We start from the raw sequence: 20,053 nt of genomic DNA on the forward strand, positions 1-20,053 counted from the left end.
GTGAGCGACGCGATGCAGGCCCTGACATACGACCGCGAGACGGATCCGTGGGAAAACTCCACGGGCCTGCGCAAGACCGAGGTAGAGAAGCCGCGCATCGACGAGACGAGCGACTACCACGACCGGTCGCAGGTGCTCATCAAGCCGATCATGACCGGCTTCTGCGGCTCGGACCGCGGCATCTGGTTCCGCTCGGCCTTCAAGGACATGATCTTCAAGTCGCTCGAGCGCGACAAGAAGTCGTCGCGCGTGATCGGGCACGAGCTGCTCGGCCGGGTGGTGGAGCTCGGCACGGACGCCAAGCGGCAATACGGGCTCGAAGTGGGCGACGTCGTGACGACGGAGAGCCACATCCCCTGCGGCGTTTGTTACCAGTGCCGCATCGGCGACACGCACGTCTGCGCCGACGACAAGATCATCGGCATCAGCGAGGACGGCTGCTTCGCCGAGCTCGTGAAGCTGCCCGCCAAGAACCTGTGGCGGACGGACATCACGAAGATCCGGCCGGAGGTCGCGGCGATCCAGGAGCCGTTCGGCAACGCGGTGCACGCGTGCACGAAGGTGAACCTGCGCGGCAAGCGCGTGGCGATCGTCGGCTGCGGGACGATCGGCCTCTTCGCGGTGGCGGTCGCGCGGGCGATGGGCGCGAACTACATCATCGGCGTCGAGCCGATGGAGAGCCACGCGGAGATGGCGCGGCGGCTCGGCGCGGACGTGGTGCTTCGGCCGCAGCTCCAGAACGGTTCGAAGGACAAGCCGCACAAGAGCGATCCGGAGCTGACGGAGCGCATCCGGAAGCTGACGGACGGCGTCGGCGTGGACGTGGCCCTCGAAATGAGCGGCGTGAACTCCAGCGTGAACAACGCGATCCACGCGGTTCGTCGCGGCGGCGATGTGATCCTGTTCGGCCTGAAGAGCGGCGACGCGGTGATCGAGAACTTCGATCGGCTGATCGTCGACGGCATCAGCCTGCACAGCGTGATCGGGCGCCGGATCTTCGAGACCTGGCACATCACGCGGCATCTCCTGGAGTCGCGGGATCCGAACATCCACGACCTCATCTGGGAGGTCATCCTCAAGCGCGGCGAGGGGACGATGTTCGACTTCCGCGAATACGACGCGGGCGACTTCCAGAAGGCGATCACGACCTACCCGAAGGTCGTCATCCGCTACTGATTCGACCCTTCACCCCCTCTCCCCCGCAGGGACCCGCAGGGAGAGGGGGCAGGGGGTAAGGGGCGCTCAGGCCACGACGCCGAGCTTCTTGCCCACGCGGGTAAATGCCTCGATCGCCTGCTCCACGTGCTCGGGCGTGTGCGCGGCGCTGAGCTGCACGCGGATGCGGGCCTCGCCCTTCGGCACCACCGGGTACGAGAAGCCGATCACGTAAATGCCTTCCTCCAGCATCGCGGCGGCCAGGTCCGCGGCGAGGCGCGCGTCGCCCAGCATGATCGGCACGATCGGGTGGATGCCCGGCTTGATGGTGAAGCCCGCCGCCGTCATGCCCTCGCGGAAGCGGCGCGCGTTCGACATCAGCCGCTCGCGCAGCGCGGGCTCTCGTTCGAGCAGCGCGAAGACCGCGATCGAGGCGCCCGCGATCGGCGGCGCGACCGTGTTCGAGAACAGGTACGGGCGCGAGCGCTGGCGGAGCAGATCGATGATCTCGCGCCGGCCCGTGGTGAAGCCGCCGCTCGCGCCGCCGAGGGCCTTGCCGAGCGTGGAGGTCATGACGTCGATGCGGTGCAGGACGCCACACTCCTCGGGCGTGCCGCGGCCCGTCGGCCCGATGAAGCCCGTCGCGTGCGAGTCGTCGACCATCACCATCGCGCGGTACTTGTCCGCGAGATCGCAGACGACATCGAGCTTCGCGAGGTAGCCGTCCATCGAGAAGACGCCGTCGGTCGCGATCATGCGGATGCGCTTGTCCTGCGTCTTGCGCAGCGCCTCTTCGAGCGCGGCCATGTCGCCGTTCTGGTAGCGGTGGCGCTCGGCCTTGCAGAGGCGGATGCCGTCGATGATCGAGGCGTGGTTCAGTGCGTCCGAGATGATCGCGTCTTCCTCGCCGAGCAGCGTCTCGAAGAGCCCGCCGTTCGCGTCGAAGCATGACGAGTAGAGGATCGTGTCGTCGGTGCCGAAGAAGCGGCTGATGGTGCCTTCGAGCTGCTTGTGCAGGTCCTGCGTGCCGCAGATGAAGCGGACGCTGGAGAGGCCGAAGCCGTGCGTGTCGATGGCGTGCTTGGCCGCCTCGATCACCGCGGGGTGCGAGGAGAGGCCGAGGTAGTTGTTGGCGCAGAAGTTCAGGACCTCGCGCGGCAGAGCGCCCGACGGGCCGCCGCTCGTGCGGATGCTCGCGCCCTGCGGCGTGGTTATGACGCGCTCGTCCTTGTAGAGGCCGGCCGAACGTATCTCGCTGAGGGTTTGGGCGTAGATGGACTTCGCGACGTCGAACATGGCGCGCGCAGTCTAGATCGAGGGTCGTTCGTGGTCGATGCCCGCGACCTCGCTCACGAGATCGCGCCATTTCACGAATAACGCGCAGAACGCGCGCAACCGCGGCCACTGCTCGGGCGTAGCCCGCGAACCCCGATAAAGGGGTATCGCGGGTCGAACCACGCATCCTCCACGCAGCGGCGCGTGACACTCACTTAATCGAACGTGGCACGCGCTGCAAGCGCGGCGGCTGGGTGGGGAGGTCCATTTGAAGGAGGAAGCATGAGGGAAACGAGGCATCACCGCCTCCTGCGCCCCATCGCCGTGACCGGCTTGCTTTTCGTCGCCATCGCCGCGCAGGGTTGCAGCGACGAACCGCCGCCCGGAAACACGACGACGTCGTCGAGCTCGTCCAGCAGCGGGACGGGGGGCACGGGGGGGATGGGAGGCACCGGTGGCATGGGTGGCACCGGCGGCAGCGGCGGTTCGGGCGATTTCGCCGTCTCCACCGCTTCGAATCACGCGTCGTTCCAGCGCCCGTTCGACGCGACCCCGGATCCGGCGGGCAACGACGTGTATTTCACGGGGCTCGACGCGAACGGCGAGCCGGCCCTTTTCAAGGCGAAGGGCGACAACTCCGCGCCTCCGACGGCGCTCCACGCGGGCGCTCCGCTCGTGGCGCCGCTCAACCTCGCGACGAGCACCGACGGCGGCAAGCTCTTCGTCGCGGATGTGGGCGCCGAGGATCCCGTCGGGGATCGCGGCCGCATCTTCACGATCGCCAATGACGGCGGCGCGCTGACCGGGCTCACGGCGGCAGACGCGTATCGGCCGCGTGGCCTCGAGATTCGCGACGAGGGCGGCAAGGACGTCCTTTATTTCGCCGGCACCGATCCGCAGGGCGTGCCCGGCATTTTCAAGCTCGCCGCGGATGGAAGCGGCAGCGTGTCCACCGTCATCAAGGGCAATCCGTTCCAGGATCCCAGCGGCGTGGCCATTTCCGTCGAAGGCACGGTGTACGCCTGCGATACCGTGCAGGGCGACGGGCTCGGCAGCATCTTCGCCGTCGCGCCGAATGGCACGGCGACGGTGATCCTTTCGGGGGTTCGCGTGGGGTATCCCTGCGGCGTCGCGCTCATGAACGGCGACCAGACCCTGCTCGTCTCCGCGCTCGACACGGAGAAGCAGACCGACGTCGTGATCTCCGTGGATCTCAAGACGAACGCGCCGACGTACCTGTCGCAGGACATCGACACGTTCACCGAGGCCGCGGGTCTGCATCGCGCGAAAAAGGGCGGCAATACGTTCGCCTTCGTCGATAGCACGGCCAAGGGCGGGACCGTGTTTCGCGTTACGTTCCCGTGAGCGCCAGAGGGCAAAACAAGGAGTTTTCCTCATCATGATGAAGCGAATGACGTGGACGAGCGCTGCCCTCGCGGCACTCACGATTCTCGGGACGGCGGGCACGGCGATGGCTTCGAGCCACGCCGAGGCGCCGGGCATTGGCGAGGACCCCCGCGCCGACAACACCGATCTGTATGCCTGGGTCGAGGGCGGGAACCTCGTGATCCTTGCGAACTACATCCCCCTCGAAGAGCCCGCCGCTGGCCCGAACTTCCACAAGTTCTCGGACGACGTGCTCTACGAGATCCACATCGCGCGGGGCCCGAGCAGCCTCAATGACGCGCTGACCTACCAGATCCGCTTCAAGTCGACGGCGTACCCTTCCGTCGATCCGGCGGACCTGGCGGCCCCCGTCGGCGGCGGCAAGGAGTTCTTTTCGCAGCTCTCCGGCGCGACGCAGACGTATTCGGTGACGAAGCTCGTCAATGGTGCCAACCCGACGGTCGTCGTGAACGACGCGCCGGTCGCCCCGCCGAACGTCGGTCCGCGGACGAACGCGCTCGCCTATCAGATTCCGCCGGGCAAGACGTACGAGCAGTACTTCGTGGACGAGAGCGCGACGTCCGTCGTGCGCAACCTCAATGGCGGCGAGGGCCGCGTCTTCGCGGGTCCGCGCGATGACGGCTTTGGCGTGGACCTCGGCGCGATCTTCGATCTCGCCGGCCTCGAGACCGTGCTCGGCGGCACGCCGTACGACAACGTGTCGGGTTACAACGTGCACACGATCGCCCTGGAAATCCCGCTCGCGGTGGCGAACGGCGGCGCGGCCGTCGTCCCCGGCACGGCGAACGACAACCAGACGATCGGCGTGTGGGCCTCGGCGAGCCGCCGCAAGACCCGCATTCTGCGCAAGAAGGAATCGGCGGACGGCTTTGGCCCGTGGGTCCCGGTCTCGCGCCTCGGCCTGCCGCTCATCAACGAGGCGGTGATCGGCATTCAGGACAAGGACAAGTACAACCGGACGCACCCGAAGGACGACGTGGCGAATTTCGGCGCGTACATCCTGAACCCGGTGATCGTGCGCGACGCCGAGTTCGCGGGCTTTTACATGGCCGGCGGCCCGCTCGCGGCCTGCCCGGGGGGGCCGGCGGGCCTCAAGTCGAACCGCACGGACATCATCGACACCATCAGCCTGAACGGCATGTTCGGGCACAACATCACGGCGATCGGCGACGTGCTGCGCGTGGATCTCGGCATTCCCTCGCAGTTCCCGAACGGCCGCAAGGTCAACAAGGGCACGAACAAGGAAGAGGACGTGACCGACATCGAGCTGAGCCTCTTGCTCTGCAAGCTCGCGGCGAACGTGCCCGACGGCGTGGATACGAACGACGCGACGTTCAAAAACGGGTTCCCGTACCTCGCGCCGCCCTGGGAGGGGTCGACGCGCGGCAAGGGCGAGTGATCGCCGCTCGTCGATCGTAACGGGTTGCCATGGAAAGCCCTGCCTCGGCGGGGCTTTCCGCTTTTTGGGGGGCGACTCAAGGCGCGGGCGGCGCGAGGCGTGTGGTCGGGGGCAAACCCCGCATCGTGGGGTCGTCGAGGTATTTCTGCACGTACGCGCGCTTCGACGCGAGGACGTCTTTCAGCGCGGGCGAGGCGTTCGCCGCGATCTCGTCGAGCGCGCGCGCCAAGAATTCGGCCGTGTGGGGCACGGTGAGGGTTTGCCCGCGGAGGATTTCGATTCTCTCGGCGTCCGTGGGCGCCGCGCGGATCGCCTCGATGACGATCAGCTCGGGCATGACGTCCGTCACGAGGCGCTGCACGACCTGCAAGCGGCGCATGCCCTCGCCGCCGTCGAAGGCCGCGCGCAGGGCATTTTCGGTGTCGTCGTACGAGACGACGATCCAGGGCTCGCCGACCTTGGGCGGCGGCGAGACACGAAGGCCCTCGTTCGCAAGGTCGAAGCCCGAGACGTGCCGAATGGACAACCGCGGGCCGAGCCCATCGGGGTGATCGAGCGGCGGGAGGCCGCTGAGCGCCGCGACGTACGCGACGAACGCGGGGGATGTGGCGCGGGCGAGCGCCGCGTCGACGTGCGCTTGGGAGAGGCGCGCGGGCAGGCCGCCGCTCGGTCCGACGGCCGTGCGGAGGGTGATCCTGCGGGTGCCGCTGCCGAAGATGGCGAGCGCGACGAGGAGCAGGGTCGCGGCGACGGCGGCGGGGATCCTGCGGCGACCGAGGCGCGCGGCGATGTGCGGGCGGGAGACGGCGACGACGAGCGCCACGAGCCCGAGCACGGCGACATAAAAACCCAGGAAATGGCCGCCCGACATGCTCCCGCTCATCGGAGGGCCTCAGCGCCCGGGGAAGGCGGACATTTCGCCTGCGGGACGGTCGGGATACGATGGACTCTGGTGGAGGTGCGCATGGCCAGTCGCTGGGTGACAGGGTGCTTCGTGATCACGTGCCTCGGCGCCTTCGGGGTCGGGTGCGTCGATCCGGGTCGAGAGGACCGGGCGCTCGCCGAGATCGACGCCGTGCGGCGGGAGTCCGCCGCGCGGGAGGCGCAGCTCCGCGTGCTGGAGGAGCGGCAAGCCGCCTTCACGCAGCAGATGGCCATGGTGATGGCCATGGCGCAAGCGAGCTATGGCCGCGACGCGCGCAGGGACCGGGACGACGAGCGCGACGGGCGCATCGCCGAGATGTCCGCCCGGCTGGCGCGCGTCGAGGGCATGGTGTCGCGGATCCACGAGAACGAGGTGCCGGCCGAGGTCGACATCGCAGCGGCGCGCCGCGCGGCGGAGCAAGGGTCGGCCGAGGAGCGAGCGGCCGCGGTGCGCAAGGTGCAAGCGCTGCTCGATTCGGGCCAGGTGAAGGTCACGGTGCGCGGTGGAAAGGTGCAGCTCTCGCTGCTGCGCCCGATCGACGGGAAGGATCCGTATACGGGCAAGGCCGCGCCGCCGCCGAAGCCCGCGACGCCGCCGCCGCAGATGGACGCGGACATGCTTCAGTGGCGCTGAGCGAACGCGCTCGTTCGTCACAACATGCGGCACTTCATGCCGCACGTACCGCCCTTGCCCGCGTCGCCGCGCAGGCAACCGCCGCGGCACTCGACGTCGCGCTCGCACGCGGCGCCTTCTTCCTTCGGGCCGACGCATTGTCCTTTCTCGCAGCGGAGCCCGGCGGCGCAGGTGAGCTTGCAAGTTCGCCCTTCGCCGGGGAGCGCGCCTGCGCGGCATTTGCCGTCGTCGCAGATCTTCCCCGCGCCGCACGCGACGTCGAGTTTGCATGCGCCGCCCTCGGCCACGAGCTCGCGGCAGCGGCGCTGCGCGCAGTAGCCCGAGCACTCGGGGTGGCGCGCCTCGAACGTGTCCTGCCGCGTGAGCGCCGCGAGCGTGTCGACCGAGACGCCGCACGGAAAGCCCGTCGGGAGCGGCCTGCGACACGTGCCCGTGTCCGTCGGTCCCACGCCGAGGCAGCGGAGCCCGTCGCCGCATTCGAGCGACGATCGGCACGGTTTGTCCTCGGCGAGCACGCCACGCACGAGGCCGTCACACGCGGCGGGCAACGGCGCGCCCGTCGGCCCGACCCACGCGCATCCCTCGTGCGCTTTCTCCATCGCAGCGATGCACGCGTCGGCCGCGGCTGCGTCCACGGTGACGGCCTTTTCCCGCAGCGCGTAGCTCAAGGTGCGCGTGCATTCGGCGGCGAGCGAGAAGCCGGGCGCGTGTCCGCAACACGTCGCTCTGCGCTTCGTGGGCACGCCGTGCAGCGCGTCGCAGAGCTTCTCGGCGAGGGGATCGGGCGGGTCGTTGGTCTTCGGATACACGGGCCGCACCTCGTCGTCAGGCGTCGACGTGTTCGCGGCGGGCGCGCTCGCGCTCGGCGCCGCGGAGGCGGGCGCGCTCGCGGAGGGCGTGGCCCCGGACCCCGCGTCCTTTCCGCACGTACAGCCGCCGAACACCCCGAAAACGAAGAGCAGAAGGAAAGCGGGCCTCATGCGTAGCCATCGCATCGCAGACACGGTCCCCGCACAGCAAGGCCTTTTTTTGATACGTTTTCGCGGGGCCGGAGAGGCCCGTCGCGCGTAGCGCGTGAAGCCATCGTGCCCTCGAGCGAGCGTATCTCCCGAACCCCGAGCCGGCGTGCCCTCGCCGCCCTGCTCGTCCTCGTGATCCCCGCCTGCAACAAGGCCGCGCAGGAAACGCCACCCGCGCCGATCGCGTCGTCTGCGGCCGCTCCATCGGCGTCCGTGGCGCCGTCCGTGCAGGACGACGCCGCGCGGACGACACGCGCGCTCGCTCTGCAAAAACCGAGCGGATCGAGCACGGTCGACAAGGAGATCGAGATCCTCGTGCGGCGCATCGAGAAGACGCCCGAGCCGATCGATCCGTGGATCCTGCTCGGGCGCGCGTGGGTCCGGAAGGCGCGGTACGAGGCGGATCCGGGCTACTACTTGAACGCGGGGGCCGTCGCGGATCTCGTGCTCGGCCGCGAGCCGAAGAACCGGCCGGCGCGGAACCTGCGCGCGGCGGTGCTGCTGGAGAGCCACGCGTTCGTCGAGGCGAAGGACCTCGCCGAGCAGATCCTCGCCGACGATCCGGACGATCTGCTCGCGCTCGGCACGAAGGCCGACGCGGAGCTCGAGCTCGGCGCGTTCGACGCGGCGCTCTCGACCGCGCAGCGGCTGATGGATCTCAAGCCGAGCCTGCCGGCCTACGGGCGCGCGGGCCTCTTGCGCTGGCTGCAAGGAGATCCAGCGGCCGCGAAGAAGAACTACCGCGCGGCGATGGACGCGAGCGACCCGCGGGATCCCGAGCCGTTCGCGTGGGTGCTCGTGGAGGCGGCAAAAGTCTTCTGGCACGAGGGCGACGTCGACGGCGCCGACAAGGGCTTCGACCGCGCGCTCAGCGCCGTCGCGGAGTACCCGCCTGCGCTCGTGGGCAAGGCGCGCGTGGCGCTCGCGAAGGGGGATGCAAAGCGCGCCGCCGAGCTCGCCGCGCGCGCGCTCGCGAAGAGCCCGCTCTGCGAGACGGCGTGGCTGCTCGGCGACGCGCGGAAGGCCGCGGGCGACGAGAAGGGCGCGGCGGAGGCGTACAAGCGCGTCGCGGAGATCGGCCGCGCGACGGACAAGCGCACGCTCGCGGCGTTCCTCGCGGCGAAGGACAAGGATCCCGACGAGGCGCTCGTGCTCATCCGCGAGGAGATGAAGGCGCGCAAGGGCATCCACACGACCGACGTCCTCGCGTGGGCGCTCTATCGAAAGGGCGATTTCGCCGCCGCGCGCAAGGAGAGCGACGCGGCCCGCGCGCACGGCACGCGCGAGCCCGTGTTGCTCTTCCACGCGGGCGCGATCCGCATCGCGCAGGGCGAGAAAAAAGAGGGCGAAAAGCTCGTCCGCGAGGCGCTCGCCATGAACCCGCACTTCGAGCCGAACGCCGCGGCCGAGGCGAAAAAGCTCCTCGGCGAGGGAGGCTAGCGCGTGCGTCCTCGCGCCCTGTTCGCCGTGCTGCTCACGTGTTTCGGCGTGCTCCTCGTGCTCCTGCCGCGGGTCGCCTCGGCCCATCAGGTGGGGTTGTCCCGGGGCGACTACAAGATCAGCGGCGCGACGATCACCGCGGAGCTCGTCTTCGCGCGGCGCGAGGTGCTCTCGCTCGTCCGGAGCCTGGACGAGGACGGCGACGGCGCGATTTCACCCACGGAGATCCAGCACGCCCGCGCGGCGCTCGGTCGCGCGGTGGTCGATCGCGTCTCCGTGCGCGCCGGCGAGGGCGTTTGCCCGGGGACGCTCGACGACGCGTTCCTCGTGGAAGAAGACGGGTTTTCCCTGCGCTCCGTCTACCGCTGCCCCACGCCTCCCCGCGCGGTGCGCGTGCGCCTCGACGTGCTCGACGAGCTCCCGTACGGCCACCGCCACGTCGCGCGCGCGGACGTGGGCGCCGGGCCCACCGAGCACGTGCTCTTCGGCGCGAACCGCGAGCTCGGGATCGCCGGATTGCCCGGCGGCGGCGAGGCCCCCGCGGCGCCAAAAGCCGAGCCCAAAAACGAAGGCTTCGTCGGCTTCTTCCGGATGGGCATCGAGCACATCCTGTTCGGCTACGACCACCTCGTTTTCCTCTTCGGCCTCGTGCTCGTCGGCGGCCGCCTGCGCGCGCTCTTGCTCGTCGTCACCGCGTTCACGGTGGCGCATTCGATCACGCTCGGGCTCGCCGTGCTCGGGATCTGGGCGCCGAGCGGGCGGATCGTCGAGCCTGTCATCGCGCTCTCCGTCGCGTACGTCGGCGTCGAGAACCAGCTCGTGAAGGACGCCGAGAAGCGCTGGCGCGTCACGTTCCCGTTTGGCCTCGTGCACGGCTTCGGGTTCGCGGGCGCGCTCGGGGAAATCGCGCTCCCCAGGCCGCAGATCCCGGGCGCGCTCGTCGCGTTCAACCTGGGCGTCGAGGCCGGTCAGCTCGTGGTGCTCGCCGTCGTGGTGCCGCTGCTCGTCGTGGCGCAGAAGCGCAAATGGCTGGAGAAGCGCGGCGTGAAGATCTTGAGCCTCGGCATCGCCGCGCTCGGGCTCGTGTGGTTCGTCCTCCGCATCGTGGACGCGGAGGGCTGAACGTCAGCGCTTCGGATCGTCCGTGATCGGCGCGGGGATCGAGATGCGGGGCGGAGGCGGGACGAAGGGGCGGGGCACGCGGATCGAGGCGGCGACCTGCGCGACCTCGGGGAACATCTTGCCGATCCCCTCGACGAACGCCGCGCGGCTCGCGTCGTCGGGCGAGCGCGCCGAGGCCCCGGCCGTCGCGAGCGCGGCCGAGAGCTCGTAATACCAGGCCGAAAGAGATGCGTGCGCCTCCAGGAGATCCCGGAGCGTCTCCTCCGACACGATGACGTTTTTACCCATACCCGCGCAGCATAACCCACGCCTCAACCAGGCAGCCAGAGCAGGCCGTCCATGATCGGCTCCAGGCAACTGACGACCTGCGAGCCGACGTCGCCGCACGAGAGGTTTTTCAGGCAAACCTCGAATGCCACGCGGCCGCGCCGGTTCATCGCGCCGACGGCGCGCTCGAGGTGCGGCGCGAGGCCGTTGCCGAGCTCGCCCCGGCACTCGTCGTACGTGGCCTCGCCGCACCGGGCCATCCGCCCGCAGATCGCGGTGACGTACGGCGTGATCTCCTCGCCCTTCACCACCACCGCGTCGAGCGCGGACGAGCCGCAGCGGCTCACCTCGGCCGCGTAGGCGCTCGTGAAGGGATCTCCGGCGAACTTGTCGAGCGCGGCGCGCGAGCAGCTCGCCGTGCGTCGCAGCATCTCCGGCGACGCCATCGTCTTCGCCTGGAAGCACTCGTCTCGGCTCGGCCAGCGCTCGTTATCGCCCGTCGCGCGGTGGTAGAGCGCTTCGAGGTACTCGCACCAGATCTGCTGCGCGGCGCGCTCGTCCGCCGCCTCCACGACGGCCGGGTCTTCCGTGGTTCCCGCGACCTTCACGATGTTCGGATTGGCCGAGCGGGCCCGACTTCCCTTCGGCGCCGCGCCACAACCGGCGGCCGCGAAGGCGGCGGAGGCCGTGGCGAGCGAAAGCAGAGCAGCCCCGAGGGAGCGACGACGGAGTTTGCGTGACACGAGCCACCTGACCTTCCCGGGCGGAAGCCCACGGTCGAGAGGGGCAAACACCGGGCCTCGGCGATGGGCAGATTCGAGCCGCTGACGCGAGGATGTCCGGGGTGAACGGGGGTTTGGGGGCGTAGCTCGGCGTGTCCGAGCGTAGCCCCCGAGCGTTGAACGGCGCTTAGGGCCCCGCGATCAGCAGCGCTTTGAACATCGCGCCTTCGAGCTCCGGGCCCATCGCGATGCGGGGGATGTTGAGCAAGTCCGCTCGTTCGCGCACACACACGCCCGTCGCATTCGTGAAGCCGAGGTCGAAGCCTGCGTCGCGCGCGACACGCACGAAGGGCCCCTGGACCTGGTGCCCGACGGGGTACGCCACGGTGCGCACGTCTTGCTCGAGCACGTCGGAGAGCACGCGGCGGGATCGATGGAGATCGGAGAGCGCCTCCTCGGGCGTCATCGTGGCGATCACGCGGTGCTCATGAGAATGCGAGGCGACGCTCATCCCCGCGTCCGCGAGCGCCCGGACGTCGCGGAAGCCCATGATGGTGCGCGCTGCGATCGAGCGCTCCTCCGCGGGGTCGAGCGTGACGTCCGCGGCGCGCGAGAGCTCGTCGAAGAAGCGCGCGAGATCGAGCCCCGGCGTGCGCTTGACGAGGCTGAGCAGGAGGCGCTTGGCGCCGACGGGATCGCGGCCGAGGTCGAGCACGATCGGGTACGGGTACGCGAGCGCGAGCGTGTGCTTCTGGCAGCGCCCGAGGAGCAGCGCGATGCGATCCCACCAGAAGATTCGCCCCGCGTCGGGGTAGGCCGTGGGCACGAAGAACGTCGCCGTCGCGCCGGCCGTCTTCAGGATGGGCAGGGCGACGTCGTGGCAATCGCGGTAGCCGTCGTCGAACGCCAGCATCACCGCGTTCGAGGGCAGCGGCCCGCCCAGGAGGAAGCGCCGCACGTCGGGCAGCGACACGAGCGCGCCGTGCTGCTTCACCACCTTGATCTGCTCGGAGAGCCCATGCGCGTCGGTCTCGCGCACGTCGCCGTCGAGCTCTCCCACCTCCGCGGCGTCGGCGATCCGGTGGTACGTCAGCACCATGAGGGATCGTGTCGTGAGCTTCGCCCGCAGCGAGAGCATCCGATCCAGGATCCCCAGGGAGTCGAACGCGCGCGCGAGCCGCGCACGCTTGGAAGGCCGCGCCGTCGGGCGCACCGGTTTGAGGCGCATCTTGGTGATGTAGTTGAGCACACTTTAAACGATGTGCTCGTGCCTACGATTGCCTTCGTTTCGACCGATTTTTCCACCGGTGACGTTCCGGCGCTGGGCCGGCGAACAGGATCCGCCGACAGCGTGCCTGCGATTTGGGGAAGAGGACCCGGCTCCGGTATGATCGCGCCAATGTTCCCGAGTGAGCCCGTTCCCGAGCGTATCGGGGCGTACAAAGTGCTCCGAAGGTTGTCCGGAGCGGGCTCGGCGGACGTGTACGTCGGACGCATGGAAGGCCCGATGGGCTTCTCGCGTCTCTGCACGCTGAAGCTCGTCCGGAACACGATCGAGGGAGACGCGCATTTCGGCGAGGAGCTCGTGCGCGAGGCGGCGATTTGCGCCGTGCTGAACCATCCGTCGATCCAGCGGATGTTCGACTTCTTCGAGCACGACAAGCACCTCGTGCTGGTGCTGGAGCACGTGGAGGGCGTGACGCTCGACCGGCTGCAAGACGTGCTCGGGCGGAACAAGTCGAGGCTCGACGACAGGACGATCGCGTTCCTCGGCCGCGCGCTCGGCGGCGCGCTCGCGCACGCGCACGCGGCGAAGGACGAGGAGGGGACGCCGACGCCCGTGATCCACCGGACGATGCACCCCGAGAACGTGCTGATCGGCTGGGACGGGCACGTGCGGCTGACGGGGTTCGGGCTGGGGAAGATCCTCGGGCGAAGCCCGGACACGGTGGCGTTCGTGATCAAAGGCGCGCCGGGGTTCATGGCGCCGGAGCAAGCGCGCGGCGAGCGCGTGACGCCAAAGGCGGACGTGTACGGGCTCGCGGTCCTGCTCTGGTCGCTCTACGCAGGCGCGAAGCCGCCCGAGGTGGGCACGCGGCCCATGCCGCTCGCGGTGCTGCGGTCGGATCTGCCGAAGGAGCTGACGAGCGCGATCGACGGGGCGCTGGAGCCGTCCCCGGACAAACGCAAGGTGTCGTGTCAGGATCTCGAGCGCGTCCTCAACAAGGCGCCGGGGATCGAGCTCGGGCAGAAGGACCTCGAAGAGAAGGTCGCGCCGCTCAAGGGGCCGCGAACGAAGGCGACGGAGGGCGACGGCGGGCCGCGCAAGCGCGTGCCACTCGAATCGGTGCGGCCCGCGAAGCCGCCGCCGTCGAGCAAGCAGAGGCTCTCGGTGCCGCCGCCTTCGCGGCCGCCGGGCTCGATCCCGCCGGTGCGTTTGTCGGAGCGGCCCGCCGACCCAGGAGATGCCGGGCCGGCCTCGGTGTACCCGCTGCTCCGGGCCCTGGCCGAGCGCGTGCCGGGCCCGCCGAGGCTGCCGCTCGCGGTGGTCGAGGCCGAGGCCGACGTGCAGCCGGAGGCGCCCACGGTGCGACCGGCGCAGGCCCAGGCGCGCGCGGCGCGAGGGCCGTCGAAGCCGTCGATCGCGGCGCCGCTCGGAGCCGTGGTGCCCGAAGGCGAATGGAAGGAGTCGGTGCCGGACGAGGAGCTCTTCGACCAGCTCTTCAACGACGCGACCTCGCGTTCGGGCATCAGCCTGACGGCGATGGGTATCGGCGCCGAGGAGCGGGAGAAGGCCGCGCTGGCGATCACCGAACCTGATCAGATCCCGGCGCGAAAAGACAGGGTGACGCCTCCTCCACCCCAGACCACGCCCAGCGCGGGCAAGGTGATGCCTCCTCCGGCCAAGCTCATGACCGGTCCGGAGAAGGTCATCCCGTCGGCGCCGAGGATCACGAGCGGCGCGGACAAAGTCGTCCCCGGTCCATCCAAGATCACGTCCGGCGCGGGGAAGTTCACGCCCATTCCTCCCCCGCTCAAGCCCGGAGCGGGGAAAGGTGACGCCTCACCTGTCGATTTCGGGCTCGGGGCGCCCAAGGACGTGCCCCCGCCTGCCGATTTCAGGTTCGGGGCGCCCAAGGACGTGCCCCCGCCTGCCGATTTCAGGTTCGGGGCACCCAAGGACGTGCCCCCGACCTTGCCCGAGGTGCTCGATCCCGCGGCTGCATCGAAGGTGGGCAACAAGCGATTGGAGCTCGCGGACACGGTGATGGCGCTGAAGACGGCGCCGTCGCCCGGGGCGCCGCCCGCAGCGTTGCCCGCGTTCGCGCCGCCGCCGGTGCCGCCGGCCGCGACGAAGCCGCCCGCGATGGCCCCGCTGCCGGCCGCGACGAAGCCGCCCGCGTTCGCGCCGCCGCCGATGCCGGCGATCGCCGCGCCGCCGGTGCCGCCTCGGTTCGGCACGCCCACGGCGACGCCCGCGCTGGCCGCCGTGTCCGCGCCCGTCATGCCTGCCGCGCCCGCAGCCGTCTCCGCCACCAGCTCCACGGCCGATCCCGTCGTCGCGTCCGCGCAACCGGCGAGCCGCAAGAAGCGTCCGCCGCCCGTCGCGCTGGCGATCGCCGGGGGCGCGGTCGCGTTGATCACCGCGGGGGCCGTCGTGCTCTTGACCGGCGGCTCGGATCCGAACGCGGATCCCAGCGTCGGCGCGTCGGCCTCGTCCTCGGCCAAGCCTGCCCTCGCGGGGCCCGAGACGGGCCCGACCGAAACCGCCGTGGCGCCGACGTCCACCACGCCCGCCGCGCCTCCCGCGGGATACGGCCTCCTCACGGTGGCCTTCCCGTCGGAAGGAAACGTGTACGTCAGCGGCAAGAAGCTCGGCCACACGAACGAGGCGTTCCAGGCGCCGTGCGGGAGCAAGTTCGTGCGCGTGTCGAGCACGGCCGAGGGGAAGTATCCGGAGTGGCTCTCGGCCGGGGAGACGGTGCTCGTGCCGTGTCAGGAGACGCTGCGGATCGAGGTCGTCCCAGGCAGGCCGGCGCCGCAGGTGCCGCGCAAGAAGAGGCGCTAGCCGTCGCCTGCACGGGCGACGCACGACGTGATCACGTCCCGCGCGCCTGCTTCAACGAGCGCGTCGCGGCAAGCCGAGAGCGTGGCGCCGGTCGTGGCCACGTCGTCGACGAGCAGCACCTTGCGGCCTTGCAGGGCGCGTGGGGAGCGCGCCACGAAGGCCCGCGCGACGTTCGTGTGTCGCTCGGCGCGGCCGAGGGACGCTTGCTGCGTGGTGTCGCGAAGCCGCACGAGCGCGCGCGCCGCGAGAGGCACGTCGAGCTCGTCGGCGGCAGCCTGCGCGAGCAGCGCGGCCTGGTTGTAGCCGCGCTCCGCGAGTTTTCGTGGGTGCAACGGAACCGGCACGACGAGGTCCACCTCCGGCGCTTGCTCGCGCACGACCCCGCGCAAGAGATGGCCGAGCGGGCGTCCGAGATCGGGGCGCTCCCCGTACTTGAACCGCCGCAGCGCAGCCGCGACGGCGCCGCCGTAGGCCGCGAACGCGAGCGGCGCGCCGGGCTCGTTCGCGGTCCGGTGCACGCTCGCGGCGCAGGGCGCGCAAAAGACACGGTCGCGGCGTACGGGCGCATCGCAAGCCGCGCATGCCGGGGGGCTGAGCGTGTCGAGGACGGCGCGGGCGAGCGCGCGCGCGGCGAGGGACACGAGGAGGAAGGGACGCACGTGGGGCATGACCGAACATCGACGCGAGCGGCCCAGAGTTGCGTCTTTTGTCCCGAGGGGGACGTCTCGCGTCCCCCTCTCAGCCGGGCAAAGCCCGGCCGATTCACCCCCCGAGGCGATCTCGCTTCGCGATTTCGCCGGAGCGCCGGACCGTCGCTCCGACGAACGAAATTCTGCGCAACGTCGCAGGGGTCGCTGTACGATTCGCGCGAGGTGCTCGCCCGACACGAACCCGATCCGCGCACGACCTGCACGTTGCTCGCGCTTGGGGGCTACGCTCGGACAAGCCGAGCTACGCCCCCAAACCCCCGGAGGCACACGTGACCAGCCGCGACGAGTGGCGCTGGACCGACGAGCAAGGCGTGCAGCGGCTCGTGCGAACCGAGGAGCTGCGGGAAGCCATCGCGACCCGCGTGCTGCCGCCGTCCGTCCTCGTCTGGCGCGAGGGCATGGACGCGTGGGTCCCCGCCTTCACGGTGCCCGAATTCGCCGACGCCACGCCCACCACGCAGGAGCCGCGGCAGGAGGCCTCCGCCCTTTCGCCGTCTCGCTTCGGCGCCGCGCTGCCCGAGAAGCGCGGCCAGATGGGCACGTTGCTCGGGCTCACGGGCCCCGGCGCGCCGCAAAAGGGCGCCGAAGGCGCGCCGATCGTGGTGCCCTCGGGAGGAGGCACCGACGCCGCGCCCCCGGGCGCCGCGCCGATCACGTTGCGGCCCGAATACGGCGGCGCCGCGTTCGAAGCCGCGCTCCCCCGAAGCCCGAACGCGTCGCCCGAGCCGCCGGCCGCCGTGCGTCCGCCCCCGCCCGTCGGACCGCCCGTGCCGGGCCCCGTCGCCGACGCGGCCGCGCGGCGTTCTCCGACGAGCACGAGCGCCGTCGACCAGCTCTGGGGCAACGTCAACGACGACGAGACGACCAACGTCGGCGACCTCGCCCCGCCCGCCGCGAAGCCGCCGAAAGAGACGACGGCCGCGGCGCTGCCGAAGCCCGCGATGGTCGCGCCCCGCGCGGCGGAGAGCCCCGCGAAGCCGCCCCACGTGGTGCCCAAATCGAGCCCACCGCCGGCCGGCGCCGCGCCCGCCAAGCCCGCCGAGGGCCCGCGCGGCAAGGCCTTCGCGAGCGCGGAGAACACGGCGGTCGGCCTCGCGCCGAAGCCCCTCGGCCCGAAGACGTCCGAGTACTCGACGGTGGGGCCGAGCCCGATGCGCGCGCCGTCGAAGGTGTTCACGAAGCCCACGGAGCCGGCCGTGCGCCCCGCCGTGTCGCCGACCCTCCCGCGGCCGGTCGTGGACAAGTCCGCGGACAAGCCCTCGGCCATCCTGCGCCCGTCGGCCCTGCTCAAGCCCGCGCCCGTTCCACGCGCCGGCGCCGCGCCGGGCACGTCGACCGGGAAGGCCTCGCCGAGCGCGCCGCCGCCCGCGCCGATCGAGCCTCCCGCCGCGCAACCGCCGGCCGATCCGCCTGCGGCCGCCGCCGCTCGGCCGCTCGCCGCGACCGAGCCGCCGCCCGCCATGCCGCCGTCCGAGGTCGCGTCGCCGGCCGAGCTCGCGCCCGTGACGGCGCCCTCCCGCGTCGACGAGCTGCCCCCGGCGCCGCCTCCGCGCGAGCCGAGCACGACCGCGATCCTCCCGCCCGATCTCTCCAGCAGCGGTGTGTACACCAGCGCGCCCGCGATCCTTCCGCCCGATCTCCCCAGCAGCGGCGGGTACACCGGCCCGTCGATGGCGGGCGCGGTGAAGTTTCCGCATGAGGTGACGCGGACGATCCGGATCGACGGGCTGCTCGCCGATCCTTCGACGGCGCCGTTGCCCGAAAAAGAAGCGGCCGCGCGGGGTTCGTCCGGGGAGACGACGACGTTGCCCTCGGCGATGGACGAGGGCTCGTTTCGCGGGGCGCCGCCGCCTGCGGTGGAGATCGTCGGCGCGGGGCCGAACGCGCCGCTCCCGTACACGGACTCGCCGCGCGGACGCGCCGCGCTCGACGCGACGTCGGACGGCCTGCGCGCCGTGTCGCCCGAGCAAGCGTCGAGCACGTTGCCTTTGAAGGTGATCGCCACGAGCAGCGGCTTGCTCGTGATGATGGTGATCTCGGCGTTTTTCGTGGGTCGTTGCTCGGTCAAGCCGACGGTGGCCGGCGGCGGCGCGCGTTCGGCCCTGGCGAACACGGTGCGCGAGATCCGCGACGCCCTGCCGCAGCCGCCGAAGCCTTGCTGGGTGGCCAAGCAGCCCGTGCGCTGGGCGCCCGTCGTCTCGAACAAGGTCCCCTTCGAGCTCTTGCCGCTCGCCTCGGGCAACGTCTCGATCGGCTACGCGAAGAGCTCGGACGAGGCCGTCGGCATCGAGGTCACGCCGTCGAGCGGCCAGGTGAACGAAGGCTTCGTCGAGAAGGTCAGCGGCGAGATCGATCGCGTCGCGCCGACCGGGACCGACAAGGGGTACTTCGTCGCGGCAAAGGAGGCGCCGGGCGCGCTGAAGTCGATCGTGCAGGTGCCCGCGTCCACGGCGTTTTTCCTGGGCGTCGCCGACGGCAGCCTCGCGACGGCCGATGGGGTCGACGCCGCGCCACAAGCGCTCTGGCCGATCGCGGGGGCGGATCCGCTCGACGCGGCGCGCGTGGTGGTCGCCGACGACAAGGGCTACGCGCTCTCGTTCCGGCGCGACGGCGTGGTCATGGGCGGCTTCATCGGCCCGGATCGCAAGCCGCTCGGCGAGCTCGTGAAGGTCGCCGGATCCGGCGGGCAGGTGGGCAAGCCGATGAGCGGATGGAACGGCCGCGAGGTCGCGATCCTGTTCGCCGATCGTCAGGACGATCAGAGCCCGTGGAAGATCCGGCTCGGCCACGCGCCCGCGGGATCGATCCCGGCGTCGACCGAGGTGATCGAGCTGCCGGCCGGAGGCCCCGGCGGCGACGCGTTCGCGCCCGGGATCGCGGGCCTGCCGGACGGCCGATGGGTGCTCGTCTGGACCGAAGGATCGGCGGGCGCGCGCGCCGTTCGTGCGCAGACGCTCGGCCCGGATTTCGTGCCCGTGGGGGATCCGATCGCGCTCTCCCCGCCCGCGGGCAACTTCGGCCAGGGCATGGCCGCGGTGGCGGGCGCGTACGTGACCGCGGTGTTCCTCCAGAGGGGCAAGTCGAGCTACGAGCTTTGGGGAGGCGTGCTCCAGTGCGGATGAGAGTGTCGTCGAGGCGAGCGTTCGCGTGGGCCTTCGTCGTGGCGGCGAGCCTGTCCTCGCTGCCCGCGTGTGGGCCCTCGTTGTCGCAGATCGAGCAGGGCAAGGCGATCACCACGAAGGAGCCCGCGCTCGACGACTTCTTCAAGTCCGTCGTCGCGTTGCGCGGCGAGGTCGATCGCGCCGAGGGTGATCGGAAGGCCGCGCGCGCCGATCTCGTGAAGGCGCTCGGCCTCGCGGAGACGGCCGAAGCCGGGGCGGCGCTGGAGGCGGCCGCGAAGAAGGCGAAGACGCTCGACGAGGCGGGCACGTCGCTGCACCTCGAGCTCACGCCCGACGCGAAGCTCCTCGTGCTCGCGCAGAAGCGAGGCAAGACGAGCGAAGATCCCGAGGCGCTCGCGAAGGCCGTGGAGCAATCGGTGAAGGCGTCGCTCGACGTGGCGCGGCGCATGGGCGAGCTCGAACAACGCGCGCGGTTCCTCGACACGAAACGGACGGAGCTCGCCGCGACGCCCGCGGCGAAATCGGGCGACGCCACGCGCGAGCTCGAAGGCGCCCGGATCGTGCTCGCCGAGCTGCGTGGGCGCGCGACGACAGAGGCGGGGCTCGCGTCGTCGTTCGTCGTGGGTCTGGCGATGGCGCTGGAGACCGGCGCGGCCGACACGGCGCTCGCCAAGTTCACCGGCAAGGCGGCGCGCCCGCGGCCCGGCGGTGGGGGTGGCGGCGGAGGCGCGCCCGCGGGAGGATCCCCGGCGCCGAAGCCCAAGCCGAGCGACGATTTCGAGCCCTGA

Annotated in this window: 16 protein-coding genes; 9 read left to right on the forward strand and 7 right to left on the reverse strand. The window is 70.9% G+C overall.

Features of this window, described 5'->3' with window-relative positions:
* Nucleotides 1–1,176, forward strand: a complete 1,176-nt coding sequence (locus E8A74_RS18425) for a zinc-binding dehydrogenase (protein ID WP_136930360.1) — start codon at nucleotides 1–3, stop codon at nucleotides 1,174–1,176.
* 66 nt (nucleotides 1,177–1,242) lie between these two features.
* On the opposite strand, the gene kbl is transcribed toward E8A74_RS18425, so the two are convergent.
* Nucleotides 1,243–2,451 carry a glycine C-acetyltransferase gene (gene kbl, locus E8A74_RS18430; RefSeq protein ID WP_136930331.1) on the reverse strand — a complete coding sequence of 403 codons (1,209 nt, stop codon included), beginning with the start codon at nucleotides 2,449–2,451 and terminating at the stop codon, nucleotides 1,243–1,245.
* Between the two features lie 261 nt (nucleotides 2,452–2,712).
* Here kbl and E8A74_RS18435 point away from each other — a divergent pair, with 261 nt between their 5' ends.
* The gene (locus E8A74_RS18435) at nucleotides 2,713–3,795 is read left to right on the forward strand and encodes an SMP-30/gluconolactonase/LRE family protein (RefSeq protein ID WP_136930332.1); all 1,083 of its coding nucleotides are present in this window, start codon (nucleotides 2,713–2,715) and stop codon (nucleotides 3,793–3,795) included.
* A gap of 34 nt (nucleotides 3,796–3,829) precedes the next feature.
* Complete coding sequence (locus E8A74_RS18440) at nucleotides 3,830–5,236, forward strand: DUF4331 domain-containing protein (protein WP_136930333.1); 1,407 nt, start codon at nucleotides 3,830–3,832, stop codon at nucleotides 5,234–5,236.
* 76 nt (nucleotides 5,237–5,312) lie between these two features.
* Here E8A74_RS18440 and E8A74_RS18445 read toward each other — a convergent pair whose 3' ends face one another.
* Nucleotides 5,313–6,119 carry a hypothetical protein gene (locus tag E8A74_RS18445; protein WP_136930334.1) on the reverse strand — a complete coding sequence of 269 codons (807 nt, stop codon included), beginning with the start codon at nucleotides 6,117–6,119 and terminating at the stop codon, nucleotides 5,313–5,315.
* Between the two features lie 81 nt (nucleotides 6,120–6,200).
* On the opposite strand from E8A74_RS18445, the gene E8A74_RS18450 reads away from it, so the two are divergent.
* On the forward strand, nucleotides 6,201–6,794 hold the full coding sequence (locus E8A74_RS18450; protein WP_136930335.1) for a hypothetical protein: 594 nt from the start codon (nucleotides 6,201–6,203) through the stop codon (nucleotides 6,792–6,794).
* 17 nt (nucleotides 6,795–6,811) lie between these two features.
* Here E8A74_RS18450 and E8A74_RS18455 read toward each other — a convergent pair whose 3' ends face one another.
* Nucleotides 6,812–7,774, reverse strand: coding sequence for a hypothetical protein (locus E8A74_RS18455; RefSeq protein ID WP_136930336.1), 963 nt, complete (start codon nucleotides 7,772–7,774; stop codon nucleotides 6,812–6,814).
* Nucleotides 7,775–7,879: 105 nt separating this feature from the next.
* Here E8A74_RS18455 and E8A74_RS18460 point away from each other — a divergent pair, with 105 nt between their 5' ends.
* Together E8A74_RS18460 and E8A74_RS18465 are read left to right on the forward strand one after the other, a co-directional pair.
* A complete protein-coding gene (locus tag E8A74_RS18460) occupies nucleotides 7,880–9,253 on the forward strand; it encodes a tetratricopeptide repeat protein (protein WP_232379636.1) in 1,374 nt (457 codons plus the stop codon).
* A gap of 3 nt (nucleotides 9,254–9,256) precedes the next feature.
* A complete protein-coding gene (locus E8A74_RS18465; RefSeq protein ID WP_136930337.1) occupies nucleotides 9,257–10,375 on the forward strand; it encodes a HupE/UreJ family protein in 1,119 nt (372 codons plus the stop codon).
* Between the two features lie 3 nt (nucleotides 10,376–10,378).
* Here E8A74_RS18465 and E8A74_RS18470 read toward each other — a convergent pair whose 3' ends face one another.
* The 3 genes from E8A74_RS18470 to E8A74_RS18480 form a co-directional block, all read right to left on the reverse strand.
* The gene (locus tag E8A74_RS18470; protein ID WP_211365388.1) at nucleotides 10,379–10,663 is read right to left on the reverse strand and encodes a hypothetical protein; all 285 of its coding nucleotides are present in this window, start codon (nucleotides 10,661–10,663) and stop codon (nucleotides 10,379–10,381) included.
* Nucleotides 10,664–10,686: 23 nt separating this feature from the next.
* Nucleotides 10,687–11,385: a hypothetical protein gene (locus E8A74_RS18475; protein ID WP_232379637.1), complete on the reverse strand. Its 699-nt coding sequence runs from the start codon at nucleotides 11,383–11,385 to the stop codon at nucleotides 10,687–10,689.
* Between the two features lie 166 nt (nucleotides 11,386–11,551).
* Entirely contained in the window at nucleotides 11,552–12,592 is a 1,041-nt protein-coding gene (locus E8A74_RS18480) for a polysaccharide deacetylase family protein (RefSeq protein WP_136930338.1), read from the reverse strand.
* A gap of 171 nt (nucleotides 12,593–12,763) precedes the next feature.
* On the opposite strand from E8A74_RS18480, the gene E8A74_RS18485 reads away from it, so the two are divergent.
* A complete protein-coding gene (locus E8A74_RS18485) occupies nucleotides 12,764–15,433 on the forward strand; it encodes a serine/threonine protein kinase (RefSeq protein ID WP_269749878.1) in 2,670 nt (889 codons plus the stop codon).
* On the opposite strand, the gene E8A74_RS18490 is transcribed toward E8A74_RS18485, so the two are convergent.
* Nucleotides 15,430–16,101, reverse strand: a complete 672-nt coding sequence (locus E8A74_RS18490; protein WP_136930340.1) for a ComF family protein — start codon at nucleotides 16,099–16,101, stop codon at nucleotides 15,430–15,432. The genes E8A74_RS18485 and E8A74_RS18490 overlap by 4 nt on opposite strands.
* A gap of 311 nt (nucleotides 16,102–16,412) precedes the next feature.
* Here E8A74_RS18490 and E8A74_RS18495 point away from each other — a divergent pair, with 311 nt between their 5' ends.
* Both E8A74_RS18495 and E8A74_RS18500 read left to right on the forward strand, forming a co-directional pair.
* Complete coding sequence (locus E8A74_RS18495; RefSeq protein ID WP_136930341.1) at nucleotides 16,413–19,265, forward strand: GYF domain-containing protein; 2,853 nt, start codon at nucleotides 16,413–16,415, stop codon at nucleotides 19,263–19,265.
* A gap of 2 nt (nucleotides 19,266–19,267) precedes the next feature.
* Entirely contained in the window at nucleotides 19,268–20,053 is a 786-nt protein-coding gene (locus E8A74_RS18500) for a hypothetical protein (protein WP_136930342.1), read from the forward strand.

The sequence above is a fragment of the Polyangium fumosum genome (genome assembly GCF_005144585.1).
GTDB classification, from domain to species: Bacteria; Myxococcota_A; Polyangia; order Polyangiales; family Polyangiaceae; genus Polyangium; species Polyangium fumosum.